At 68.7% G+C, this 25,189-nt stretch carries 14 protein-coding genes; 11 read left to right on the forward strand and 3 right to left on the reverse strand.

Annotation, left to right across the window (positions count from 1 at the left end):
• Positions 1 to 128 precede the first annotated feature (128 nt).
• Positions 129 to 2,408, reverse strand: coding sequence for a hypothetical protein (locus FHY06_RS03380; RefSeq protein ID WP_184603364.1), 2,280 nt, complete (start codon positions 2,406 to 2,408; stop codon positions 129 to 131).
• A 292-nt stretch (positions 2,409 to 2,700) separates the two neighbouring features.
• On the opposite strand from FHY06_RS03380, the gene FHY06_RS03385 reads away from it, so the two are divergent.
• Both FHY06_RS03385 and FHY06_RS03390 read left to right on the forward strand, forming a co-directional pair.
• Positions 2,701 to 2,901, forward strand: coding sequence for a hypothetical protein (locus FHY06_RS03385; RefSeq protein WP_126181816.1), 201 nt, complete (start codon positions 2,701 to 2,703; stop codon positions 2,899 to 2,901).
• Position 2,902: 1 nt separating this feature from the next.
• On the forward strand, positions 2,903 to 3,907 hold the full coding sequence (locus FHY06_RS03390) for a lysylphosphatidylglycerol synthase domain-containing protein (protein WP_184603366.1): 1,005 nt from the start codon (positions 2,903 to 2,905) through the stop codon (positions 3,905 to 3,907).
• A 24-nt stretch (positions 3,908 to 3,931) separates the two neighbouring features.
• Here FHY06_RS03390 and FHY06_RS03395 read toward each other — a convergent pair whose 3' ends face one another.
• Both FHY06_RS03395 and FHY06_RS03400 read right to left on the reverse strand, forming a co-directional pair.
• The gene (locus tag FHY06_RS03395; protein WP_184603368.1) at positions 3,932 to 4,270 is read right to left on the reverse strand and encodes a PRC-barrel domain-containing protein; all 339 of its coding nucleotides are present in this window, start codon (positions 4,268 to 4,270) and stop codon (positions 3,932 to 3,934) included.
• Between the two features lie 147 nt (positions 4,271 to 4,417).
• On the reverse strand, positions 4,418 to 5,602 hold the full coding sequence (locus FHY06_RS03400) for an amylo-alpha-1,6-glucosidase (RefSeq protein WP_184604096.1): 1,185 nt from the start codon (positions 5,600 to 5,602) through the stop codon (positions 4,418 to 4,420).
• Between the two features lie 252 nt (positions 5,603 to 5,854).
• On the opposite strand from FHY06_RS03400, the gene glgB reads away from it, so the two are divergent.
• The 9 genes from glgB (at position 5,855) to FHY06_RS03445 (ending at position 25,157) form a co-directional block, all read left to right on the forward strand.
• The gene (gene glgB / locus FHY06_RS03405; RefSeq protein ID WP_145759334.1) at positions 5,855 to 7,747 is read left to right on the forward strand and encodes a 1,4-alpha-glucan branching protein GlgB; all 1,893 of its coding nucleotides are present in this window, start codon (positions 5,855 to 5,857) and stop codon (positions 7,745 to 7,747) included.
• Positions 7,744 to 9,810 (forward strand): alpha-1,4-glucan--maltose-1-phosphate maltosyltransferase, encoded by a 2,067-nt coding sequence (locus FHY06_RS03410; protein ID WP_184603370.1) that lies wholly within the window; start codon positions 7,744 to 7,746, stop codon positions 9,808 to 9,810. The genes glgB and FHY06_RS03410 overlap by 4 nt, the downstream gene beginning before the upstream one ends.
• 12 nt (positions 9,811 to 9,822) lie before the next feature.
• Complete coding sequence (gene treS, locus FHY06_RS03415) at positions 9,823 to 13,125, forward strand: maltose alpha-D-glucosyltransferase (protein ID WP_184603372.1); 3,303 nt, start codon at positions 9,823 to 9,825, stop codon at positions 13,123 to 13,125.
• Between the two features lie 77 nt (positions 13,126 to 13,202).
• Positions 13,203 to 13,985 (forward strand): mechanosensitive ion channel family protein, encoded by a 783-nt coding sequence (locus FHY06_RS03420; protein ID WP_126181821.1) that lies wholly within the window; start codon positions 13,203 to 13,205, stop codon positions 13,983 to 13,985.
• 48 nt (positions 13,986 to 14,033) lie between these two features.
• Entirely contained in the window at positions 14,034 to 16,202 is a 2,169-nt protein-coding gene (glgX, locus tag FHY06_RS03425; RefSeq protein ID WP_126181822.1) for a glycogen debranching protein GlgX, read from the forward strand.
• Entirely contained in the window at positions 16,199 to 18,028 is a 1,830-nt protein-coding gene (treZ, locus tag FHY06_RS03430) for a malto-oligosyltrehalose trehalohydrolase (protein WP_184603374.1), read from the forward strand. The genes glgX and treZ overlap by 4 nt, the downstream gene beginning before the upstream one ends.
• The gene (locus tag FHY06_RS03435; protein ID WP_184603376.1) at positions 18,018 to 23,138 is read left to right on the forward strand and encodes a malto-oligosyltrehalose synthase; all 5,121 of its coding nucleotides are present in this window, start codon (positions 18,018 to 18,020) and stop codon (positions 23,136 to 23,138) included. The genes treZ and FHY06_RS03435 overlap by 11 nt, the downstream gene beginning before the upstream one ends.
• Before the next feature lie 277 nt (positions 23,139 to 23,415).
• Entirely contained in the window at positions 23,416 to 24,261 is an 846-nt protein-coding gene (locus tag FHY06_RS03440) for a hypothetical protein (RefSeq protein WP_132751019.1), read from the forward strand.
• The gene (locus tag FHY06_RS03445; protein WP_132751020.1) at positions 24,258 to 25,157 is read left to right on the forward strand and encodes a hypothetical protein; all 900 of its coding nucleotides are present in this window, start codon (positions 24,258 to 24,260) and stop codon (positions 25,155 to 25,157) included. The genes FHY06_RS03440 and FHY06_RS03445 overlap by 4 nt, the downstream gene beginning before the upstream one ends.
• Positions 25,158 to 25,189 lie beyond the last annotated feature (32 nt).

A 25,189-nucleotide genomic window follows, 5' to 3' on the forward strand; every position in this document is an offset into this window, starting at 1 on the left:
TGTCTTGCGCAACAGTATGAATGTGAATGCTTTGGACTACTGCAAAGGTGTAGGCCAGGTGCACTAAACCAACAGCGCCCACAGCGTCCGCCGAGGCTCGCGAAGCGGGCATCGGCGTTCATGGCGGTTCAGGCGCCCGGGGCGCCCGGGGCACTCGTGGTCGCCGGATCGTGCTGCAGGCGTGGCGGCAGCCGGTCGTCCAGCCAGTCCATGCGCCAGGCCAGCAGCGCCACCGCGCCGACGATGCAGGCGGCAGCCACCGCACCCGCGAGGCCATGCCGTTCGCGGTACGGATCGGGCGCGATGCGCTTCGCCCCCGGCGGCACGCGCGCGGTCTGAGAGAGCATGCCGCCGAGCCGCACGCTCACCTTCATGCGGCCGTTGATGGCCCACCCGCTCGCATCGAGGATCGGCCCCAGGCTGCGCTGCCGCAGCTTCAGCCAAGCGATCAGCATGCGGGGCCCCGAGATGGCGATCACGATGCCGGCGAGCGCCACCGGTATCCACTGCCCCAGGTCGATGAACTTGCCGAAGATTCCCACCAGCACCGCGCTGATGCTGCCCAGCGCCACCCCGATGGCCGCGACGGTACCCACGTCGATGCGGCTGCCGGCGGATGGCACACCCGGCTTGGCAGCCGCTTTGGCGGCGGCATTCGCACCCGCCGCCTGGTCGGCCGTGGCCACCCGGCCGGCCAGCGACTGGAGCGCATTCTGCGAACCCGCCTCGCTCGCGGCGGCGCGCTTGGCCACCTGTTCCTCGATCATGCGCACGAACTTCTTGTAGGGCGCGAAGAAGGCCTGGCCGACGCTGGTGGGGTTCTCGATCAGCTTGGTGATGGTGGCGTCCCAGTCGCGGCCGTGGCGGTCGTAGAAGACACCGTTGCGGCCGACGAAGAGAAAGTCGACGTCGCCCGCGGTGAAGGCGGCGACGATGCTCATCTTCTGCCCCTGCCGCGTGCAGTCGCAGTAGGCCAGGCAGGTCTTTGCAAGGCCTGCCAGCGCCGCATGCCGGGCGGTGTCCTGCACCTGCACGGTGAGCTCGCAGCTGCGTCCGTCGAGGTAGAGCGTGCCGGCCTGGAAGATGGCGCCCTCGCGCTGGTAGAAGGCCTTGAACGACACGAAGTTGTGCAGCAGCACCAGCAGGTCGCGCTGCAGCCGCAGCAGCTTTTCGAGGTCGACCAGCAGCCGGTTGTGCTGCTCGGCGGCCTCGTCCTCGGCGATGAGTGCGAGGAGGGCGTCGCGCGTCGCGAGCAAGGCATCGATGCGTTCGCGCGGCAGGCCTGCGAGCGCATTGGCCGGGCGCGACGCGATCCAGGCCTCGCAGGGCGCCAGCCGGCGGCGCAGCTGTTGCCACTGCTCCTCCTCCAGCGCATCGCGCTCGCCCAGGAGCGGCGCCACGGCGTCATGTGCGAAGACGGCCATCGCCTCGGCCCACGCGGGGTTCAGGCTGGTGCCGCGCAAGGGCAGCGAGCGGCTGGGCGTGACAGACGCCAGCGGCAGCTCGGCAATAGGCTGCGCGCCCACGTCGAGGGTGTGGCCCGACAGCGCGTCGTATGCCTGCGGCGACGGATTGAGCGCCGCCACCGCCTGGACGTCGTAGGCCGCGACGCGGCAGCGCGCGAAGAAGTCGTCGATCTTGGCAGCGACCGCGCGCAGCGCCTCGGTCGCCGCGAGCGTGCGGTCTCCCAGCGGCAGCAGCGCCTCGTCGCTGCCTTCGGCGCGCGCGTACCAGTCGCGCATGGCCTTGGCGTCTGCCATGAAGGCCTCGGCGCGGGCGCGGTCGAGGCCGGGTTTCCTGTCGTGGCGGTCGGGCGTGCTGCCGTGGGTGCGCATTGCCTCCTCGATGGTGGCGCGCAGCGCGTCGTCGGCGGCGGTGTCGGGGGTGACCACGCCGTCGCCGTTGAAGCGCATGGCGGCGAGCCACTCGCTGCGGTTGGAGATGTCGGCGAGCGTGAGCGTGTTCGAATCGTTCTTGCCGAGCAGGTCGAGGATGCGCCGGCCTTCCTTCGCGAGATCCGCACCCGCGGCGCCCTTGTCGTCGAGGTCGTCCAGCGACAGCGTGCCGCCGCCGGCGAGCAATGCGTCGGGGCTGCGCAGCCGCTCGCAGGCCCAGCGGCAGGCCGCGATGACCTCGGGTGGGCGCACGCGGCCGTCGCCGTCGGTGTCGATCAGGTCGAGCGTGCGGGGATCGAAGTCGATGCCGCGGGTGGGGCAGGCGAGCGCGACCCACAGCTTCTGGTCGAGTTCGGCAATGTGGGCGATGTCCGCGCCGCTGCGGAACACCACCTGGTCTAGGCCGCCTGCGCGGATGAAGCTCCACCGGTGCGGCGTGGTCGCGGGAACCGGCGTGCTGGTGCCGGGGACGCCGGCGGGAATTGTCTTGGAGGGAAGGGTGGCGGTCGTCACTGTGGCGGGATTCCTGCGGCGTGGCGCGCGCGATGAGGAGAAAGAGCGACGCGCCGGTTCTTCGTCTGCGCATGAGCCTAGATCGCGCGGCAGCCGTGCCTTGAGGACAGACGGCGCGCAGCCATGTCGGCCTATGCCGACACCGCCGTTCGCAAAGTAGAGGCCAAGGTGGAGGCCTATGGCAAATGTCCTGCACCTGTCGTCGCCTGCGGATGGCGGCGTGCAGGCCGAGCGCGGCCAAGACTCGGCTCATCCGCAGATCGATCACACACAGAGCCGAGGAGCCATCAGCATGACGCAGAACCCCAAGCAGACGCCGCGCGAGGAGCCGGAAGTGACGCAGGAAGAGTCCGTCCCTACCGATGGCCGCGACGTCGAGGGCGAAGAGCTCATGAAGGGCGTGACCAACAAGAAGCTGCACGAGAAGGGCGAGGCCGAGCACAAGACCCCCGAGAAAGCCGCGACGCACGGCGGCAAGCGCGATCCCGACTGAGATGGCGGCCGTCCTGAGCTCCCCGGCAGCCCCCGGCGCAGCCGCGGCCACCACGCGGTGGCAACGCTGGCGGCGGTGGGCCCTTCCCGCGCTGGGTGTCGTCGTCCTGGGCCTGTTGCTGTCGCACATCCACAAGATCGACTGGGCCGGCGCCTGGCATGCGCTGCAGAAGTATTCGCCCTGGCTGCTGCTGGCCGTGCTCGGGCTCGCCACCGCGAGCCACGCGCTTTACGGCTGCTTCGACCTGATCGGCAGGCGGCACCTGCGGCACAAGCTGTCGGCGCCGCGGACCTGGGCCATCGCCGTCACCAGCTATGCGTTCAACCTCAACCTCGGCTCGCTGGTCGGCGGCATCGGGATGCGCGCGCGGCTCTATGCACGCGCGGGTCTCGACGAAGCCACCGTCGCGCAAATCGTGGGGCTGAGCCTGGCGACCAACTGGCTCGGCTACGGGCTGCTGGCCGGCGGGCTTTTCGCAGCCGGTGCCATCCATCCGCCGCGGCAGGCGCACATCGGTGACGGCGCCTTGCGCGCGCTCGGCGTGGCGATGATCCTGCTGGCCGTCGGCTACGTGGTGGCCTGCGCCGTCTCCCGCAGGCGCGAATGGGTGATCAGGGGTCGGCACGTGCGTCTGCCTGGCGGGCGCATCGCCGCGATGCAGCTGGTGCTGTCGAGCGCCAACTGGGCGCTGATGGGCGCCGCCATGTACCTGCTGCTGGGCCAGAAGGTGCCCTATGCGACGACGCTGGCGGTGCTGATGGCAGCCTCCATCGTCGGCGTGATCACGCCGATCCCGGCCGGGCTGGGTGTGCTCGAAGCCGTGTATCTCGCCCTGTTGTCGGGCACGGTGAGGCAGGGCGCGCTGATGGGGGCGGTGCTGGCGTACCGGGCGCTGTACTACCTGGTGCCGCTGGCAGGCGGGCTGGCGCTCTATCTGCTGCTGGAACGCACCCTGCCGGCGCAGGCCGATGGGGCAATGCCGCCGGCCGAGGCGCCGGCGGGGTGAACGACGAGGCTGGCGCCTGCGGGCTCAGAGCCCGTAGTACCTGTTGATGCTGGCCGTGTAGCTCTCGTCGTAGTCGGGGATGCTGGTGTCGGCGTACTTCGGGGCGCCTTCCAGCGTCTCCTTCTGCAGCGGAACCACGTAGCCTTCCTGCGCGGTGTCGTACTTCAGCATGTTCCAGGGAATGGGGTAGCGGTCCTTGCCTATGCCAAGGAAGCCGCCGAACTCCAGCACGGCGTAGCGCACCTGCCCCGACAGCTTGTCGATCATGAGGTCATCGATGGTGCCGAGCTTGTCGCCGGCGGAGTTGTAGACGGACGTTCCTTCGACACGGTCCGACGAGATGACGTTTGCCGTGATGGCCATGGCTGTTCTCCTTGCCGGCGCATCTGGGGAACGCCGACGCTCGCTTCAAAGCCCAGGACGCGGGTCTCTCGCGGATGCGCGGCGCCTTTCATCGGCGATGCGCGGGTCGGGCTGTAGGAAGACGCGTCGTTCGCGGCTGGCCGGCGGCTACCACGCGGCCTCGCCGCCCTGGAGCGCCCGCAGCGCGAGCAGGAAGGTCGCCGCGTTCCAGCTCTGGCCGGCCATGCCCATGGGCGCGAGCGTGCGGCCGTGGAACCACTCGGTGAAGCGCCAGTCGTCCAGCGCATTGGACTGCGCCAGCCGCGCGAGTTCGCTCCAGGCCTTGGCCTGCTCGCCGAGCCTGGCGAGCGCCATCACCCAGAAGCCTCCGACGAAGGGCCAGATGCCGCCGTTGTGGTACTGGTGCACGATGTTCTGCCTGTGGCGGCCCATGTAGGCCCGCCACAGGGCGTGATGGCGCGGCAGCGGGTGCAGCACCACGCGCACCGGATAGGGATCGCTCGCATGTGCCCGGTCGATGGTGTCGACGATGCGGCGCGCCATGTCAGTGTCGGCAAGCCCGCCCTGGATGGCCAGCACGTTGCCGAACACATCGCCTTCGTCGCCGACCACGGCCAGGTTCACGAAGCTCAGGTACAGCCCCGGGTCGCGCCGGCCGCGGCGCGCGTAGTGCTGCAGCAGCCGCGCGCGGTGGTATTCGGGAAGATCGCGCTGGAAGGGATTGAACAGGTGGTTGAAGTGGTAGTGCGTCGCCTCCGCGTGGTCGAGCGCGAAGCGGCGCTTGACCTCGTACCACAGCGCATTCGTATAGAGCACGTAGCCCGAGCGCGGCATGATGTCGGCCCAGTCGCTGGCCTCGTTCTGCTGCAGCAGGCGGAAGTGCTGATGCTCCTGAGCCAGCAGCCAGCCGATGGCGCGGCCCGCTTCCTCCTGCCAACGCGAAGGGCCGACCTGCCCATGGCGGCGCACGTGGTCCACCGCGATCAGCCACCACAGCGTGGCGTCGATGCAGCCGAGGTACCAGAAATCCGCGTCGCGGCCTTCCGGATCGACGTACTTCGGGATCTGCCCGTTGGCCGCCTGCTGCGCCACCAGTGCCTCGAGGCTGGCCACCGCGCCTTGCTCCAGTGCGGGCACGCCGCTGCCGCACATGGCCATCACGCATATCGCGGCGTCGCGCCCGAAGATGCGCGTGTAGCGCCGTGCCTCGGCGGCCTCCGTCCGCGCAGCCGCCAGGATGCCGTGAGAAGTGAGATTGCGTTCCAGAAGTTCGAGCGAGGCTTTTGAGCAGTCTTCGATCAGTGCGCGTGCGGAAGCGTCGAGGTCGGTCATGGATTCCATGTTGGCTTGAGGCCCTCCTTTTTAACAACCGTGGGCCAGGGCGGATGTAAAGCCATGTCATGTGCGCCCGCTTCCGGTGCACGTGCCGGACATACGGGCAGCTCTCCGACAAGGCGAATGGGCGCAGACCGTAACCACGGACAGGCGCGCGCTCGCAAATTCGATGAGGTCAGGCGAGAGCGGGCAAGCAGGCGGGGTTGGGCCCGATGCGCCGTTCTGCCGGTCATCAACCAAGGAACGCAGGTGCCCTCCAACCAACCGATTCAGAGCGAGCGAGACGCCTACCTTTTCAGAGAGGGCACACATTCCCGCCTCTACGACCTGCTCGGCTGCCATCCCGCTGCGGGCGGCGGCGCCGACTTCGCGGTGTGGGCGCCCAACGCGGAGTCGGTCTCGGTGGTCGGCGACTGGAACTACTGGTCGGGCGACGCCGATCCGCTGCAGCCCGACCCCGGCGGGACCGGCATATGGAGCGGCCATGTCGCGAATGCCGCGATCGGCCAGACCTACAAGTACCGCGTCCGCTCGCGCCACGCCGGCTACACGGTCGACAAGGCCGACCCGGTGGCCTTCGCCGCAGAGCTGCCGCCAGCCACCGCCTCGCGCATCTGCGAGCTTTCGTACCAGTGGGGCGATGGCGAATGGATGGCCGATCGCGGCCGTCGCAACGCGCTCGATGCGCCGATGTCGGTCTACGAGGTGCACCTGGGCTCCTGGCGCCGCGAGGACGGCCGCTTCCTGGGCTACCGCGAGATCGCGCACCAGCTCGCCGCCTACGCGATCGAGATGGGCTTCACGCACGTGGAGCTGATGCCCGTGACCGAGCACCCGTTCTACGGCTCCTGGGGCTACCAGACCACCGGCTACTTCGCGCCGACGTCGCGCTTCGGTTCGCCGCAGGACTTCATGTACCTGGTCGACCACCTGCACCAGCAGGGCATCGGCGTGCTGCTCGACTGGGTGCCCTCGCACTTTCCGACCGACGAGCACGGCCTCGCGTACTTCGACGGCACGCACCTGTACGAGCATGCCGATCCTCGCCAGGGCTTCCATCCCGAGTGGAACTCGAGCATCTTCAACTACGGCCGGCCCGAGGTGCGCAGCTTCCTCGTGTCGTCCGGCCTTTTCTGGCTCGACCTGTACCACATCGACGGCCTGCGGGTGGACGCGGTGGCCTCGATGCTCTACCTCGACTACGCGCGCGGCCCCGGCGGCTGGGTTCCCAACCGCCATGGCGGGCGCGAGAACCTGGAGGCCATCGAGTTCCTGCAGACGCTCAACCGCGCCGTCTACCGCGAACACCCCGACGCGCTCACCGTGGCCGAGGAATCCACCGCCTGGCCGCGCGTCTCGCGCCCCACCGAGATGGACGGCCTGGGCTTCGGCGAGAAGTGGAACATGGGCTGGATGCACGACACGCTCGCCTACATGAAGGAAGAGCCGGTATACCGCAAGTACCACCACCACAAGCTGACCTTCTCGCTGGTCTATGCCTTCCACGAGAACTTCGTGCTGCCGTTCTCGCACGACGAGGTGGTGCACGGCAAGCGTTCGCTGCTGGGCAAGATGCCCGGCGACAGCTGGCAGCAGTTCGCCAACCTGCGGGCGCTGTACGGCTTCATGTGGTCCCACCCGGGCAAGAAGCTGCTGTTCATGGGCAGCGAGTTCGGCCAGCGCCGCGAATGGACGCACGACGGCGAGCTCGAATGGTGGGTGAGCGGCCTCGAAGGCCACGCGGGGCTGCAGCGGCTGGTGACGCAGCTCAACCGCGTCTATCGCGCATCGCCCGCGCTGTACCGGCTCGACTTCTCTCCTGCAGGCTTCGAGTGGGTTGCGGCCGACGAAGCCGACCTGAGCGTCTTTGCCTTCCTGCGCAAGGCCGACGACGGCAGCCCGCCGCTGCTGACCGTGAGCAACATGACCCCGGTGCCGCGCACCAACTACATGCTGGGCGTGCCGCTGGGCGGCCGCTGGCGCGAGGTGATCAACACCGACGCGACCGAGTTCGGCGGCTCGGGCTGGGGCAATTTCGGGGGCGTCGAGGCGGCGCCCGTGGGTTCCCACGGACGCAGGCAATCGGTGTGCCTCACCTTGCCGCCGCTGTCCACGCTGATCCTGGAGCACCAGCCCTCATGAAGAACATTTTCTCGACCAGGCCCGCCGCAGCCGCGAGCGCCGGCGCGGAAAGCGACCTCGGGGCATGGCAGGGCGATGCCCGCGCCGTCGTCGACGCGGTGCTGCCCAGCATCGACAACGGCCGCTTCGCCGTCAAATGCGTGGCCGGCGAGCGCGTGACGGTGCGCGCCCATTGCTTCACCGACGGCCACGACGTGCTGCGCGTGCAGCTGTGCTGGCGCGCCCATGAGCAGTCGGAGTTCCGCGAGGTTCCGATGAAGCCGCTGGGCAACGACGTTTGGGAGGCCGGTTTCTCGCCGCCCTCTGCGGGGCGCTACGTGTACACGGTGGTGGCCTGGGTCGATCCCTTCGAATCATGGCGCCACGAGATGAGCCGCCGCGTGGACCTGGCCGACGTTCGCGTCGCCGCGCAGGTCGGTGCGCTGGAGATCGCCGCGGCGGGCGCTCGCGCCGAGGGCGACGACCGCGTCACGCTCCAGCGCTGGGCCACCGAGCTGGACGCCACGGCCGCCAACCCGGGCACGGACGTCGCCGCCCTGAAGGCACTGGCGCTCGACGACGAATACGCCGTGCTCGCGCGGCGCCACCCCGATCGCCGCCATGCGGTGCGCCACACGGTGGAGCTTCCGCTGGTGGCGGATCGCGAGCGCGCCCGCTTCAGCACCTGGTACGAGCTCTTCCCGCGATCGGCCGGCACGCAGCCCGGCGTGCACGGCACCTTCAAGGACGTCGAGGCGCGGCTGCCGGCCATCGCCGAGATGGGTTTCGACGTGCTGTACTTCCCGCCGATCCACCCCATCGGCCGCATCCAGCGCAAGGGGCCCAACAACTCTCTGGAGGCCGGCCCCGGCGACGTGGGCAGCCCGTGGGCCATCGGTGCGGAGGAGGGCGGGCACAAGTCGATCCTGCCGGAGCTGGGCACCGAGGAAGACTTCCGCCGCCTGCTCGCGCGCGCTGCGGAGCACGGCCTGGAGATCGCGATGGACATCGCCTTCCAGTGCGCGCCCGACCACCCGTACGTGAAGGCGCATCCCGACTGGTTCCGCTGGCGCCCCGACGGTACCGTGCAGTACGCCGAGAACCCGCCGAAGAAGTACCAGGACATCTACCCCTTCAACTTCGAGTGCGAGGGGTGGCGCGCGCTGTGGGCCGAGCTCAAGAGCGTGATCGACCACTGGATAGGGCAGGGCGTGCGCATCTTCCGCGTGGACAACCCGCACACCAAGGCCTTCCCGTTCTGGGAGTGGGTGATCGGCGAGGTCAAGCGCAAGCACCCCGATGCAATCTTCCTGGCGGAGGCGTTCACGCGGCCGAAGGTGATGCACCGGCTCGCGAAGCTGGGCTTCTCGCAGTCGTACACCTACTTCACCTGGCGCAACACGAAGGAGGAGCTGCAGGAGTACTTCACCGAGCTCTCGACCGAGCCGGGCATCGACTACTTCCGGCCCAACGTGTGGCCCAACACGCCCGACATCCTGCACGAGCAGCTGCAGAGCGGGGAGACTGCCGTGTTCATGTCGAGGCTGGTGCTGGCCGCCACGCTCGCGGCCAACTACGGCATCTACGGGCCGGCCTACGAGCTGCGCGAGCACTTGCCGCGCAGCCCGGGCAGCGAGGAGTACCTCGATTCCGAGAAGTACCAGCTGCGCCACTGGAACCACGACGACCCGGCGAGCCTGGCGCCCTTCATCGCGCGGGTGAACCGCATCCGCCGCGAGAACCCGGCCCTGCAGTCGGACCGCACGCTGCGCTTCCTGCACATCGACAACCCGCAGCTCATGGCCTATGCGAAGAGCTCGGCCGACGGCGCGAACGTGGTGGTGACGGTGGTCAACCTCGATCCCCACAACGTACAGGAAGGCTGGGTGGGCCTGGAGCCCGCCAGCGTGGGCGTGAACCCGCCTTCGCGCGCCTTCCAGATGCACGACCTGCTCAGCGGGCAGCGCTTTCTCTGGCAGGGCGACTGGCACTACGTGCGGCTGGATCCGCGCAGCGTGCCCGCCCACATCTTCGTGGTCCGCAGGCGCCATGGCGACGAGCGCGACTTCGACTACTTCCTCTGAGGTCGCCCGCCCATGAATGCACCCGTCTCCCACATCGCGCTCGAGACCGTCGAGATCGACAACAGCGACGATCCGCTGTGGTACCGCGATGCGGTGATCTACCAGCTCAACGTCAAGGCCTTCTTCGACTCCAACAACGACGGCATGGGCGACTTCAAGGGCGTCACCGCCAAGCTCGACTACGTGAAGGAGCTGGGCGTCAACACCATCTGGCTGATGCCCTTCTATCCCTCGCCGCTGCGCGACGACGGCTACGACATCTCCGAGTACGAGGACGTGCACCCGCAGTACGGCACGCTCGACGACTTCCGCGAGATGCTGGCCGAGGCCCACAAGCGCGGCCTGCGGGTGATCACGGAGCTGGTCATCAACCACACCTCCAGCGAGCACCCGTGGTTCAAGGCCGCGCGGCTCGCGCCGCCCGGATCGCCCGAGCGCAACTTCTACGTGTGGAGCGACACCGACCAGATCTACCAGGGCACGCGGATCATCTTCACCGACACCGAGACCTCCAACTGGACCTGGGACCCGGTCGCCAAGCAGTACTACTGGCACCGCTTCTTCAGCCACCAGCCCGACCTGAACTTCGACAACCCCGCTGTGCTGGAGGCCATCTTCAAGACGATGCGCTTCTGGCTCGACATGGGCGTGGACGGCTTCCGGCTCGACGCCATTCCGTACCTGGTGGAGCGCGACGGCACCAGCAACGAGAACCTGCCCGAGACGCACGCGGTGATCAAGCGGCTGCGCGCGGCCATCGACGCTCAGTACAAGAACCGCTTCCTGCTGGCCGAGGCCAACATGTGGCCCGAGGACGTGCGGGAATACTTCGGCGACGGCGACGAGTGCCACATGGCCTATCACTTCCCGCTGATGCCGCGCATGTACATGGCCATCGCGCAGGAAGACCGCCACCCGATCGTCGAGATCATGGCCCAGACGCCCGACATTCCCGAGGGCTGCCAGTGGGCCATCTTCCTGCGCAACCACGACGAGCTCACGCTGGAGATGGTGACCAGCAAGGAGCGCGACTACATGTACACCATGTACGCGGCCGACATGCGCGCGCGCATCAACCTGGGCATCCGCCGGCGCCTGGCGCCGCTGATGGAGAACGACCTCGACCGCGTCAAGCTCATGAACGGCATGCTGCTGTCGATGCCGGGCTCGCCCATCATCTACTACGGCGACGAGATCGGCATGGGCGACAACGTGTTCGTGGGCGACCGCAACGGCGTGCGCACGCCGATGCAGTGGAACCCCGACCGCAACGCCGGCTTCTCGCGCGCCGACCCGCAGCGCCTGTACCTGCAGCCGATCATGGATCCGCTGTACGGCTACGAGGCGCTCAACGTGGAGACGCAGGCGCGCGACAGCAGCTCGCTGCTGAACTGGACCAAGCGCATGCTGGCCGTGCGCAAGACCAGCCACGCCTTCGGCCGCGGCAAGCGGCGCTTCCTCAAGCCGGGCAACCGCAAGATCCTGGCCTACCTGAGCGAGTACGACGGCGACGTGATCCTGTCGGTGTTCAATCTCTCGCGTGCCGCGCAGCCGGTGGAGCTGGACCTGTCGGAGTTCAAGGGCTTCGTGCCCATCGAGATGCTCGGGCGCGCGCCGTTCCCGCCCATCGGCGAGCTGCCGTACCTGCTCACGCTGGCTTCGTACGGCTTCTACTGGTTCAAGCTCACGGCCGAGGCCGACGCCCCGAGCTGGCACCAGGAGGGCGTGGCGCTGCAGGAATGGCCCACCCTGGTGCTGTTCGACGGCTGGACCAGCTTCTTCCGCGACCGCGTGATGCCCTGGCGCATCGGCATGTCGGAGCGCATGCGCAACCAGTTCGAGCTCGAAACCTTGCCGCGCCACATCGAGATCCAGCGGTGGTACGCCTCCAAGGGCACGACGATCCAGCGCGCGCGGCTGGCCGACCATGCGGTGTGGGAGGCGAACGGCCTGAGCTGGCTGCTGCCGCTGCTCGAGCTCGACGGCCCGCCCGGCGGCGCCACCTACTTCATGCCGCTGGCGCTCGCCTGGGAAGAGCGCGACGAGGAGCGCATGGCCGGCGTTGCGCAAGCTGCGCTCGCCAAGGTGCGGCAGCAGGCGCAGGTCGGGCTGATGGGCGACGCCTTCTACGACGAGGCCTTCTGCCGCGAACTGGTGCGCACCATCGGCAGCGGCGCCGAGCTCGCGACCGCGAACGGCAAGCTGGTCTTCAGGCCCACGGCCGCCTTCGCGGAAACCGCGACCGACATCGACGCGCTTCCCGTCGGCCGGCCCAGCGGCGTGAGCAGCAACACGGTGGTGACGCTGGGCGAGACTCTGTTCCTCAAGGGGTACCGCCACGTGCGCGAAGGCATCAACCCTGAGCTGGAGATGGGCCGCTTCCTCACCGAGGTGGCGCGCTATCCGCATTGCGTGCCGGTGCTCGGCGCGCTCGAATACATGACGGCCGACGGCCGCACGATGACGCTCGCGATGGTGCAGCGCTACGTGGCGAACCAGGGCGACGGCTGGGACTACACGCTGGGCTACCTGGAGCGCTTCCTGCGCGACGTGGCCACGTCGGACAGCGATGCGCCGGAGGTGGCCGCGGTGCACGGCGGCTTCCTCGCGCTGATGGCCAAGCTGGGCCGGCGAACGGCCGAGCTGCACGAGGCGCTGGCCTCGCGCACCGGCGCCGCGGCCTTCGACCCCGAGCCGCTCTCCGCGACCCATGTCGCCGGTTTCAAGGCGCGCGCGGCCGCCGACGCCACAGCCACGCTCGAAATGCTGCGCGAGCGCTTCGAGCAGCTGCCGCCCACCGCCCAGACCGATGCGCGCATGCTGCTGGACGCCGGCGAGGCGCTGCGCGCGAGCATCGAGGCGAAGCAGCCGGCCGAAGGCGGCGGCGTCATGAGCCGCTACCACGGCGACTACCACCTCGGCCAGGTGCTCGTGAAGGACAACGACTTCGTCATCATCGACTTCGAGGGCGAGCCGGCGCGCAGCTTCGACGAGCGCCGCATGAAGGGTTCGCCGCTGCGCGACGTGGCGGGCATGCTGCGCTCCTTCAACTACGCGCGCTGGTCCGCACTGCGCCGCGTGGCACAGAGCACGCAGGAGGCCGAGCGCCTTGCCGGACCCGCGATCGCCTGGGAGCAGGCCACGCGCGATGCGTTCCTGGCCGGCTACGGCCTGGCGCTCGATGGCGAGCTTCTTGCTCTCTTCGAACTGGAGAAGGCGCTCTACGAGCTTCGCTACGAACTCGGCAACCGCCTCGACTGGGCCCAGGTCCCGCTGCACGGCGTGCTCGCGCTGGTGCGGCCGGGGCGCGGCTGATGCCGCCCCCGACCCCACCGCTGTCGGCAACTGCCGCGAACCCCAAGCCAACCTAGCGAAACAAGGGAAGAACCACCATGGAAAACTTCGGCATTCACCTGGAGCCGTTGCGCGCCATCCTCTACCAGATCGGCGCCTTCATTCCCCGGCTGCTGGTCGCGCTGGTGGTGGTGCTCGTCGGCTGGCTCGTGGCCAAGGCGGCGCGCTTCGCGGTGACCAAGGCCCTGCGCGCCATCAACTTCAACGTGCTGACCGAGCGCGCGGGTCTCGACAACTTCCTGCGCCAGGGTGGCCTGGCGGGCGACACGAGCAGCCTGTTCGGCGTGCTCGCGTACTGGCTGGTGATCCTGGCGTCGCTGCTCATCGCATTCAACGGCATGGGGCTGAGCTACATCGCCGACCTGCTGGGGCGAATCGTCTGGTTCGTGCCGAACGTGTTCGTGGCGCTGCTGGTGCTGGCCTTCGGCTCGTACTTCGCGCGCTTCGTGGGCGACGCGGTGGCCAGCTATTTCCGCGGCGTGAAGATGCAGGACGCGGCGCTCTTCGCTAAGGCCGCGCAGTACGCGGTGATGGCCTTCGTGATCCTGATCGCACTCGACCAGGTCAAGGTGGGCGGCGACATCGTGCGCGAGAGCTTCCTGGTGATCCTCGCGGGCGCCGTCTTCGCGCTGGCACTGGCCTTCGGGCTGGCGGGGAAGGACTGGGCCAAGTCCTGCATCGAACGCTGGTGGCCGAAGGAGGCCCGGGATGTCAGGGTCCAGCCGCCGATGCCTGCCGCCCCGCCGAAGCCCGTGCCTCCAACTTCCGTCACCGGCGTCGGTCCCTACGGCCGGCAAGACAACGACCGCCCGCCGCGCTGAACGCGGCACCTCGCTCTCCTATCCCTTCCTCCAACCTGCAGCTTCCGGATGACATCAAAAAACACTGGCAATCCCGCGATCACGGCCGTCTGGCCCGGCCGGCCTTACCCTCGCGGCGCCACCTGGGACGGGGAGGGCGTCAACTTCGCGCTCTTCTCCCAGCATGCCGAGAAGGTCGAGCTGTGCCTCTTCGACGACCGCGGCCGTCACGAACTCCAGCGCATTCCCATGCGCGACCGCACCGACGGCGTGTGGCACTGCTACCTGCCCGAGGCGCGACCGGGCCAGGCCTACGGCTACCGGGTGCACGGCCCCTACAAGCCCGAGGAGGGCCACCGCTTCAACCCCAACAAGCTGCTGCTCGACCCCTACGCGAAAGACCTGGTGGGCGACCTGCGCTGGGGCGATGCGCTCTACGGCTACACGGTCGGCAGCAAGCGCGAGGACCTTTCCTTCGACCGCCGCGACAGCGCACCGCTCATGCCCAAGGGCCGGGTGCTCGAAACCGCCTTCACCTGGGGCGACGACCGCCGCCCGATGATCCCGTGGCAGGACATGGTGATCTGCGAGATGCACGTGCGCGGCTTCACCATGACCCACCCCGACGTGCCGCCCGAACTGCGCGGCACCTACGCGGCGCTGGGCTGCGCGCCCGTGGTCGACTACCTCAAGCGCCTGGGCGTCACCACCGTCGAGCTGCTGCCGGTGCACGGCTTCCTCAACGACCGTCACCTGTCGGAGCGCGGCCTTCGCAACTACTGGGGCTACAACACGCTGGCCTTCTTCGCCCCCGAGATGCGCTACAGCGCCTCGGGCAAGGTGAAGGAGTTCAAGACCATGGTGAAGACGCTGCACTCGGCGGGCATCGAGGTGATCCTCGACGTGGTCTACAACCACACCTGCGAGGGCAACCAGCTCGGGCCGACGCTGTCGATGCGCGGCGTGGACAACGCCTCCTACTACATCGTCAACGGCGACAACCGCCGCTACTACGACGACTTCACCGGCTGCGGCAACACCGTCAACCTGGAGCATCCGCAGGCGCTGCAACTGGTGCTGGATTCGCTGCGCTACTGGGCCGAGGAGATGCACGTCGACGGCTTCCGCTTCGACCTGGCCTCGGCGCTGGCGCGCGAGTCGGGCAAGGTGGAGAACCTGGGCGGCTTCTTCGACGCCATCGGCCAGGATCCGACGCTCAACCGAGTGAAGCTCATCGCCGAGCCGTGGGACCTGGGCCACGGCGGCTACCAGGTCGGCAACTTCCCGCCGGGCTGGGCCGAATGGAACGACCGCTACCGCGACGGGCTGCGCGGCTTCTGGAAGGGCGACGGCGGCCTGCTGGGCGAGCTGGCCCGGCGCATCACCGGTTCGGAGGACCTCTACGGCTGGTCGGGCAAGCGGCCCACCTCCAGCATCAATTTCGTCACCGCGCACGACGGCTTCACGCTGCATGACTTGGTCTCGTACAACGACAAGCACAACGAGGCCAACGGCGAGGACAACCGCGACGGCAGCAACAACAACATCTCCTGGAACTGCGGAGCCGAAGGCGCCACCGAAGACCCCGAGGTGCTGGCGCTGCGCGAGCGGCAGAAGCGCAACCTGCTGGCCACGCTGCTGCTGTCGCAGGGCGTGCCCATGCTGCTGGCGGGCGACGAGCGCGGCCACACCCAGCAGGGCAACAACAACGTCTACTGCCAGGACAACGAACTCGGCTGGCTTGACTGGACGCCCACGCCCGAGCGGCTCGCGCTGGTGAGCTTCGTCGAGCGGATGGTGGCGCTGCGGCGCGCGCATCCGTCGTTCCGCCGGCGGTCGTTCTTCGCGGGCCAGCCGGCCGAGGTGGAGACCGTGACCGACGTGCACTGGCTCAGGCCCGACGGCGCCGAGATGCGCCCGGAGGACTGGAACGACGGCAACGCCCGCTGCATCGCGATGTACCTGCCCGGCGGCGGCATCGTCGACCGGGGACCGCGCGGCGAGGCGCAGCACGACGACGACTTCATCGTGCTGTTCAACGCCCACCACGACGAGATCGCCTTCACGCTGCCCGCGACTTCACACGGCGCATGGCGGCTGCTGGTCGACACCGCCAGCACCGCGCCGCCGCTGACCACCGAGGACGCCGCCGCGCATGCGCCCGCGTGGAGCGAGCCCAGCTATCCGCTGCAATGCCGCTCGCTCGTGGTGATGAGTCGGCCGGACGTACGGCCATGACCACGCACGCGCACCGCATGCCCTTCGGCGCCACCGTGCAGGCGCAGGGGGTCGATTTCGCGCTCTGGGCCCCGTCGGTGGAGACCGTGCTGCTGGAGCACGGCGCCGCCGGATCGCAGCCGATGGAGCGCGATGCCCACGGCTGGCACCGGCTCACGGTGCCGCAGGCAGGGCAGGGCGACAGCTATGCCTTTCGCCTGCCCGACGGCACCCGCGTGCCCGATCCGGCCTCGCGCTTCAACCCGGAGGACGTGCACGGCCCGAGCCGGGTGGTCGATCCGCAAAGCTTCGCGTGGACCGACGACGCATGGCGCGGCCGCCCCTGGGAAGAGGCGGTTGTCTACGAGCTGCACCTTGGCACCTTCACCGAGGAAGGCACCTTCGAGGCCGCGCGGCAGCGGCTGGAAGAGCTGGCCGAGCTCGGCATCACCGCGGTCGAGCTGATGCCGCTGGCGGACTTTCCGGGCCGCCGCAACTGGGGCTACGACGGCGTGCTGCCCTTCGCGCCCGATGCCTCGTACGGCACGCCGGACGAGCTCAAGGCGCTGGTGGACACGGCGCATTCGCTCGGGCTGATGGTGCTGGTCGACGTGGTCTACAACCACTTCGGACCGGAGGGCAACTACCTGCACGCCTACTGCCCCGAGTTCTTCAACGGCGAGCACCAGACCCCGTGGGGCCCGGCCATCAACTTCGACGGGCCGGGCTCACGCACGGTGCGCGACTTCTTCATCCACAACGCCTGCTACTGGATCGAGGAGTTCCGCTTCGACGGCCTGCGCATGGACGCGATCCACGCCATCCACGACGAGACGCGGCCGCACGTCGTGCAGGAGATCCGCCAGGCGCTCGACGAGGGCGCGGCCCGCGACCGCCACGTGCACCTGGTGCTGGAGAACGACGCCAACCAGGCCTCGATGCTGATGCGCGACGGCCGCGGCATCCCCGTCGCCGGCACTGCGCAATGGAACGACGACCTGCACCACGCGGTGCACGTGTTCGCCACCGGCGAGCGCGATGGCTACTACACCGACTATGCGGCCGACCCGGTCGCCAGCTTCGCCTGCGCGTTGGCGGAGGGCTTCATCTACCAGGGGCAGCCGTCGGCCTTCCGCCATGGCGAGCGACGGGGCGAGCCGAGCACCCGGCTGCCGCCGCAGGCTTTCGTCTCCTTCCTGCAGACGCACGACCAGGTCGGCAACCGCGCCTTCGGCGAGCGCATCCACGCGCTCGGCGACCCGGTGCTGGTGCGCGCAGCGATGGCCTGCCTGCTGCTGTCGCCGCACGTGCCGATGTTCTTCATGGGCGACGAGTTCGCGGCTTCGACGCCGTTCCTGTACTTCTGCGACTTCGGCCCCGAGCTGGCCACCGCAGTTTCCGAGGGGCGGCGCTCCGAGTTCGGCGGGTTCGCGGCATTCGCCGACGAGGCCGCGCGTGCGCGCATTCCCGATCCGAACGCCGAGTCCACCTTTGCGGCCTCGAAGCTGCGCTGGCGCGAGCGCGGCACGCGCGCGCACTTCGAGCGGTTGTGCGAAGTGCGGCAACTGCTCGAAGTGCGGCATCGCCTGATCGTGCCCCGGCTCGCCGGCATGACGGCTGCAGGCGTCTACCGCAGCGATAACGGCACGCTGCAGGTGAGCTGGGACCTCGGGACTTCCGGCCGGCTGCATATGCTGGCCCATTTCGGCGAACAGCCCGCGGCGAGCCGGGCTGTTCCGCCCGGCGCGCTGGTTCATGGTGAAGGCGCCGCCATTCAAGAAGGTGCGCTGCAGCTCGAACGCGGCGCGGTGTACGTGACGCTGGAGGATCCACCGGGTGTCGGATGAAACGAGCGAGCCGCATGACGCGGTCACTGACGAACTGGTTCGGCTGTGCGAGCACCACGGCATCGCCACCAGCTATTTCGATGCCTTCGGGATTCGCAGGGAGGCCAGCGCAGGCTCCCTGATGGCGCTGCTGGCCGAGTTCGGCGTCCGGCTCGGCCGCGTGGCGGATGCCGGGCCCGCGCTGGAGGCGGCGCGACACGCAAGCCAGGCCCAGGCGCTGCCGCCGGTGCTCGTCGTTCGAACGCCTGCGGCCGGATGGCAGGTGCGGCTGCGGCTGGCGCCATCGACCGGGCGGGTCCGCTGGCAGTTGCAGGACGAGCATGGGACAGTGCTCGAAGGCGAGAGCGACGTCTCCCCGGACCAAACAGCGCAGGGCGAACGCACCCTGCACGTCCCTGTCGAGCTCGAAGCCGGCTACCACCGGCTGCGCGTGGAGGGCCTGCCCGGCGAGACGCTGGTGCTGGCCACTCCCGGGCGCTGCTACCGCCCGTCCGCCGTGCAGGACGGCGGACGCGTGTGGGGCGTGGCGGTGCAGCTCTACGGGCTGCGCTCGCCGCGCAACTGGGGCATCGGCGATTTCGGCGATCTGGAAGAACTGGCGGTGCGGACGGCCGGGCAGGGCGCCGACCTCATCGGGCTCAACCCGCTGCACGCACTGTTCGCAGGAACGCCGGAGCATGCAAGCCCGTACAGCCCCTCGTCGCGTCAGCAGCTCAACGTGCTCTACATCGACGTCGAGGCGGTCGATGGCTTTTCCAGCTGCGCTGCCGCGCGAGAAAAGGTGGGCTCGCCGGACTTCCAGCAGCGCCTGGCCACGCTGCGCGCTTCGCCGCTCGTCGACTACGCCGGCGTGGCGGTGGCGAAGTTCGAGGTGCTGGAGCTGCTCTTCGCCCATTTCCGCGAGCACCACCTCCCGCCGGAGGGCGTACCTGACGAAGCGGGCAGGGCGTTCCTCGATTTCGTCGATCGCCGCGGCGAGGCCCTTCGGCGTCACGCGGTGTTCGAGGCCCTGCGGGCGCACTTCCTCTCCACCGAAGAAGGCTCTGGCGACTGGCACTCATGGCCCGACGCATGGCGCAATCCCGATTCCGCCGAGGTCGCCGCGTTCGCGCGCGTGCATGCGGACCGCGTGCACTTTCACCAGTACCTGCAGTGGGTGGCCGACCGGCAGCTCTCGCACGTCGCGGCGCGATGCCGCGCGCTGGGCATGGGCGTGGGCCTCTATGCGGACCTGGCGGTGTCGGTCGACCGCGGCGGCTCCGACGCGTGGTCCTTCCAGCAGGGCTTTGCCGAAGGCGCCAGCATCGGCGCACCGCCCGACGAGTTCAACCCGGCCGGCCAGCGCTGGGGCCTGCCGCCGCTGAAGCCGGGCAGCCTGCGCGCCGACGGCTACCGCTTCTTCATCGAGACGCTGCGCGCCAGCATGCGCGCAGCGGGCGCATTGCGCATCGACCACGCGATGGGCCTGATGCGGCTCTTCTGGATTCCGCCCGGACGCGGGGCGGGCGAGGGCGCATACGTCTACTACCCGCTGGAGGAGATACTCGCCATCGTCGCGATCGAAAGCCATCGCCAGCGCTGCATGGTGGTGGGCGAGGATCTCGGCACGGTCGAGGACGCGGTGCGCGAGGGCCTGTCTCGAGCCGACGTGCTCTCCTACCGCCTGCTCTATTTCGAGCGCCGCCACGGCGGCGGCTTCAAGGCGCCGGCCGAATATCCGCCGGCCGCGCTGGTCGCGATCAGCACGCACGACCTCGCGACCTTCGCGGGCTGGTGGACGGCGGCCGATCTTCGCGAGCGGCTGGCACTAAACCTGTTTCCCGATCCGGCCGTCTTCGACAAGCAGCTGGCGGACCGCATGCGCGAGCGTGTCGAGCTCATCCAGTCGCTGCTGCAGGAAGGCCTGCTGTCCCGCGACGAGGCCGCCGAGGCTGCCGGCCTTTCGATGCCTTCGCAGCGGCTGGTGGAGGCGGCGCATGCCTTCCTCGCCAGGACGCCATCGGCGCTGATGGCGGTGCAGATGGAGGACGTGGCCGGCACCGTCGAGCAGGCCAACATGCCGGGGACGGTCGACGAACACCCCAATTGGCGCCGCAAGCTGGCGCAGCCCGTGGCGGCGCTGGCGCAGGGCGACCGCATGCGCGGGCTGGCGCGGGTGCTGGGCGAAGCGCGGCCGCGGCAGTCGAATCACGAAGCGCCGGCCGGCCTGCAGACGCGCATTCCGCGCGCCACCTACAGGCTGCAGTTCCACAAGGACTTCGGCTTCGACGACGCCATCCGCGTGCTGCCTTACCTCGCGAAGCTGGGCGTGAGCCATGTCTACTGTTCGCCGATACAGCGCGCCCGGCCCGGCAGCATGCACGGCTACGACGTGGTCGCGCACGCCGAGATCAACCCCGAGCTCGGCGGCGCGGAGGGCTTCGCGCGCTTCGTCGATGCGCTGAAGTCGAACGGCCTGGGCCAGCTGCTGGACATGGTGCCCAACCACATGGGCGTGTTCGGCGCCGACAACGCCTGGTGGATGGACGTGCTGGAGAACGGCCCGGCCTCGCTCTTCGCGCAGCACTTCGACATCGACTGGCAGCCGCTGAACCCCGAGCTGGCCGGCAAGGTGCTGCTGCCGGTGCTGGGCGGGCACTACGGCGAGGTGCTGGAGCGCAGCGAACTGGTGCTGTGCTTCGAGGAAGCGGCCGGCAGCTTCGCCATGCGCTATTTCGAGCACCGCTTTCCGGTGGCCCCCGAAACCTACCCGGCAGTGCTGGAGCCCGCGCTCTCGCGGCTCGGCGGCGTCGATGCGGACCGGCTCGCGAGCCTTTCGACTGCCTTCGGGCGACTGCCGGGGCGCAATGCCACGTCGCCGCACGAGCAGGCCGAGCGCGTGCGCGACAAGGAGCTGCTCAAGGCGCGGCTCGCGGACCTGGCCCTTGGCCCGCCCGAGGTGGCCCGTGCGGTCGCCGCCGCGGTGGCCGAGTTCAACCTGGCCTCGATCGAGGGGCGCGACGCGCTGCACGGGCTGATCGAGACGCAGGCCTACCGGCTCGCGCACTGGCGCGTGGCGGCCGACGAGATCAACTACCGCCGCTTTTTCGACATCAACGATCTCGCGGGCGTGCGCATGGAGCGCGACGAGGTGTTCGAGGCCACGCAGTCCTTCGCGCTGGACCTCGCCGCTTCGGGCGCGGTCGACGGGCTGCGCATCGATCACCCCGACGGGCTGTACGACCCCGCGGGCTATTTCCGCAAGCTGCAGGAAGGCTATGCACGACGCGCCGGCCTGGCGCTGCCGACCCACGACGCCGGTGGCCGGCCCGCGCGGCCGCTCTATGTGGTGGCGGAGAAGATCGCCGCCGCGCACGAGGAGGTGCCCGACAGCTGGCACGTGCACGGCACCACCGGCTACCGTTTCGCCAACGTGGCCAACGGCGTGCTGGTCGATACCGCAGGCGAGGACGGCGTGCTGCACGCCTGGCAGCGCTTCAGCGGCGTGACGGAAGACTTCGCCTCGATCTGCCGCGAAGGCCGGCGCGAGGTGATGCGCAACGCGCTGTCCTCGGAGCTCAACGTGCTCTCGGGCGAGCTGCTCCGTATCGCCCGGGCCGACCGGGGAACGCGCGACTACACGCTCAACGCGCTGCGGCGGGCGCTGGCGGGCGTGTGCGCATGCATGAGCGTCTACCGCACCTACATCGTCGAGGGGCCGTCCCCGCAGGACGCGCACTTCATCGACGAAGCCGTGGCCGAGGCTGCGCGGCGCAGCGGTGATGCCGACTTGTCGGTGTTCGAGTTCCTGCGCGGTGCGCTGCGTGGAGAAGTGGCTGATGGGGCGCCGGCCGCGCTGGCTGAGCGGGTAAAACGCTTCGCGATGCGCTTCCAGCAGTTCAGCGCGCCGGTGGCGGCCAAGGGCGTGGAAGACACGGCCTTCTACCGCTACTTTCCGCTGAGTTCGCTCAACGAGGTGGGCGGGGAGCCCGATCTTTTCGGCATCGAGGTCGAGCAGTTCCACGAGCTTTCGGCCGACCGCGCGCTGCGCTGGCCGCACACCATGCTCGCAACCTCGACGCACGACAACAAGCGCTCGGAAGACGTGCGCAATCGCATCGACGTGCTTTCGGAGATTCCGGACGAATGGATGCACGCCCTGGCGCGCTGGCACGGCAAGTGCCGCGGATCGCGCGTGCAGCTGCCGGGCGGCGGCGAGATGCCATCCCCGGCCGACGAATACCTGCTCTACCAGACCCTGCTGGGCACCCTGCCGCCGGGCGGGCTCGCTGCTGCAGAGCTTTCGGACTACGCCGATCGCATCTGCCAATACATGCGCAAGGCCGCGCGCGAAGCCAAGCTGCGCACGCGCTGGACACAGCCGGACGAGCCGTACGAATCGGCTCTGGAGCACTTCGTGCGCGAGATCCTGGCTCGCGCCGAAAACGGGGAGGAGGGCGCCTGCCTGCGCGACATCCGGCAGCTGTCGGACCGGCTGGCGACGCTGGGCGCCTGGAACAGCCTGACCCTCACCTTGCTGAAATACGCCTCGCCCGGCGTGCCCGACCTGTACCAGGGAAGCGAGCTGATCGCGCTGAGCCTCGTGGACCCGGACAACCGTCGCCCCGTGGACTACGCGCTGCGCCAGCAGTTGCTCGAGGAGCTGGACCAGACGGCCGGCAGGAACGATCTTTCGTCACGGATCACGGCGATGGCCGCGGCCCCTCACGATGGTCGCGCGAAGCTCTGGTTCATCTGGCGCCTGCTGAGCTTGCGCCGGTCGCAGCCGCTGCTGTTTTCCGAAGGAAGCTATGAACCGCTGGCGGTCGAGGGCCCGCTGGCGCGCCACGTCGTGGCGTTCGCGCGGCGGCATGGCGACCAGGCCGTGCTGGTTCTGGCCGGCCGCCTGTTTGCGTCGATTTCTGGAGAAGCCGCTGCGCCGAGACTGCCGGAGGCGAGGAGCTGGGACGGCACGACCATCCGCCTGCCGGGTTGGCTCGCTGGCGCTTCGTTCCTAAACCTGCTGACCGGGGAGGCCGTCTCTGCCTCAGGGGATGCGGCGCGCCTTCGCCTCAGCGAAGCATTCGTCGCGATGCCCTGGGCTGCGTTGGCCGTGGCTGGCACGCGCTGAGATGAATGAGTCGGTCGGTTTGACAGGCGCCGACACCAGGTCCCCGCTGCGGACAGGCCGATGCGTGCAAAGGTCGAAACAATTGCCTGGAATCCTGTGAAGCGATTGTTTCGACAAGCCGCGGCTTGATTCGACATGGAACGACCGGACGCTCGCTCTGGTCCGACCTGGGGTCCCGATAGCATGTGCTGGCGGAGTCCGCATCCTGAATATTGGAGATGCCGCAGCAGGGGAGGCGTTCGACAATTCGGCGCCATCAAGCCCACTCGACATCGAGATGATCGAACGCTTCATCCTGCCCTTCGGGAGGAATGTCTCTTTTCCGAATTCGAATCCGGAACCACCTCGCCGGCTTGCTGCGCTGGTTGTCACAGCCTCATTGCTGTCAGGCTTCCATTCCAGCTCACTCGCAGAAATCCGCCTATGGAAGCGCGGCGCGCCGGGTGGGTTCAACGCCGTGCTTTATGTTCAGAACACGGGCACACAAGCGCAGCAGTGCGCCGTGTCCTGGGCCGACGCCAATCGTGCCTTCGGCAACGGGCATACGGTGATCGTCAAGCCGGGCGCCACGGAGAGCATCCAGACGGGCGTGGTGGCGGTCAACGAGGAGGCTCGTTGTCATCCATGGGTCGATCCGCAGGAACAGCGAGCCCAGGAGGAGCGGCGGCGCCGGGAAGCCGATGCCCAGCGTGCAGATGCCCTGCGCAGGAGCCAGCAAGAGGAGCAGCGGGCGCGGCAGCAGCTTTTCGGGGCGCCGGCCGAAGCAGCGAAGGCCGGCAGCACCGGCGTCGGGCAGCAAAGCGGTGCTGCCGTGACCCCGCACGCAGCAGCGGCGCCGCAGGCTACCGCGCGTGCTGCTCCGGCCTTGGTGCGTCCCGCGCAGGCCGCCGCGCCTTCTTCGCCGATCTACCAGCCGCCGCCCGACCCTTCCGTGACGCGCGCCAGTCGCGCGACGCAGTTGATCGGCGCGGTGGGAGCGGGTCTGGACGCAATGAGCCGTGCATCCGAGGGTGAAGAGCAGGAAAAGCTCTATCGGCAAGATCGGGCGGCGCAGATCGAGAACGATGCCAGGCAGGCTGTCGGAAATGGTGCAGACGTCAATCCATGGGGGGTCGAGAAATGACGCGGGTTCGCAAGCATGTTCTTGCAGTTGCGCTCGCCGCAGCGCTTATCTCGCTGGCAGGATGCGCGACTCATCCGTGGGAGCATGAGCGAGCAGCCGAGAAATGGATCGAGAGCACGGTTGTTCCCATTCAAAAGTCGCAGCCCCAACAGGCCGTCGCGCTGCTGCAAAAGCGCCTGAACGAGGCGTGCGCGCCCATCGAAGGTCTGGGAAAGATGTCCTTCTGGCAGATGAAGGGCTACAACGGCGAAAGCGGCAATCACCGGGCTTGTGCCCTCTACAGCGCGCAGCTCGCGATGGTGCTGTACCAATCCGGGCAATTCCGAGAAGCGGTTCCCTACATGTCGCAAGCGCTGCTCGACAAGGCATCGAGAGTGCCGGGGACCACCCCGCCCCTCAATGGCATGCTATGCGAAAGCATGAGCTGGTACGGTGTCCGTGACCCTCAGATGCGCAGCGCACCGCTTTTCGTGGCGTACTTCGACACCATGGAGAAAGCCGGCGACGCACGGGCGAAGGACTTCATGTACAAGTCCTATCTTTGCCGCCTGGACGTCGACTACGGCGCCAGTCCGACGGCGCTTGAAGACGAGTTTGTGATGCGGACGCGGGCGTACTACGGAGAGGATGCGGCCCAGAAGAGTCAGCAGTACATCACGGTGATCCACCGCAAGCTGAAGCCCGCTCGCTTCGCGCTGCAGTCACAGCCCTATACCCCGCAAAGATTGGCGAAGGACGCCGAGCTCCTGAACAACGCGATCGCGCAAGTGCGACGCCAGGGATTGGATGCCCCCATCGGGACCATGCCTTCGCCGTATCCGCTGCACTTGCAGGCCTTGATGGCCGACAAGGAAAGAGCCCTCAGGACCAACGCCACGAATGAAGCGTACAAATAAGGAAGGCGGCGCGAGCCGGGGAGGGGGAGCGG

The organism is Variovorax atrisoli (genome assembly GCF_014195185.1).
GTDB classification, from domain to species: domain Bacteria; phylum Pseudomonadota; class Gammaproteobacteria; order Burkholderiales; family Burkholderiaceae_C; genus Variovorax; species Variovorax atrisoli.

Bases quoted from the DNA above. Each gene is read 5' to 3' on its own strand.
- FHY06_RS03385 (WP_126181816.1), top strand. From the start codon at position 2,701: ATGACGCAGAACCCCAAGCAGACGCCGCGCGAGGAGCCGGAAGTGACG.
- FHY06_RS03390 (WP_184603366.1), top strand. From the start codon at position 2,903: ATGGCGGCCGTCCTGAGCTCCCCGGCAGCCCCCGGCGCAGCCGCGGCC.
- FHY06_RS03395 (WP_184603368.1), bottom strand. From the start codon at position 4,270: ATGGCCATCACGGCAAACGTCATCTCGTCGGACCGTGTCGAAGGAACG.
- FHY06_RS03400 (WP_184604096.1), bottom strand. From the start codon at position 5,602: ATGACCGACCTCGACGCTTCCGCACGCGCACTGATCGAAGACTGCTCA.
- FHY06_RS03410 (WP_184603370.1), top strand. From the start codon at position 7,744: ATGAAGAACATTTTCTCGACCAGGCCCGCCGCAGCCGCGAGCGCCGGC.
- treS (WP_184603372.1), top strand. From the start codon at position 9,823: ATGAATGCACCCGTCTCCCACATCGCGCTCGAGACCGTCGAGATCGAC.
- FHY06_RS03420 (WP_126181821.1), top strand. From the start codon at position 13,203: ATGGAAAACTTCGGCATTCACCTGGAGCCGTTGCGCGCCATCCTCTAC.
- glgX (WP_126181822.1), top strand. From the start codon at position 14,034: ATGACATCAAAAAACACTGGCAATCCCGCGATCACGGCCGTCTGGCCC.
- treZ (WP_184603374.1), top strand. From the start codon at position 16,199: ATGACCACGCACGCGCACCGCATGCCCTTCGGCGCCACCGTGCAGGCG.
- FHY06_RS03440 (WP_132751019.1), top strand. From the start codon at position 23,416: ATGATCGAACGCTTCATCCTGCCCTTCGGGAGGAATGTCTCTTTTCCG.
- FHY06_RS03445 (WP_132751020.1), top strand. From the start codon at position 24,258: ATGACGCGGGTTCGCAAGCATGTTCTTGCAGTTGCGCTCGCCGCAGCG.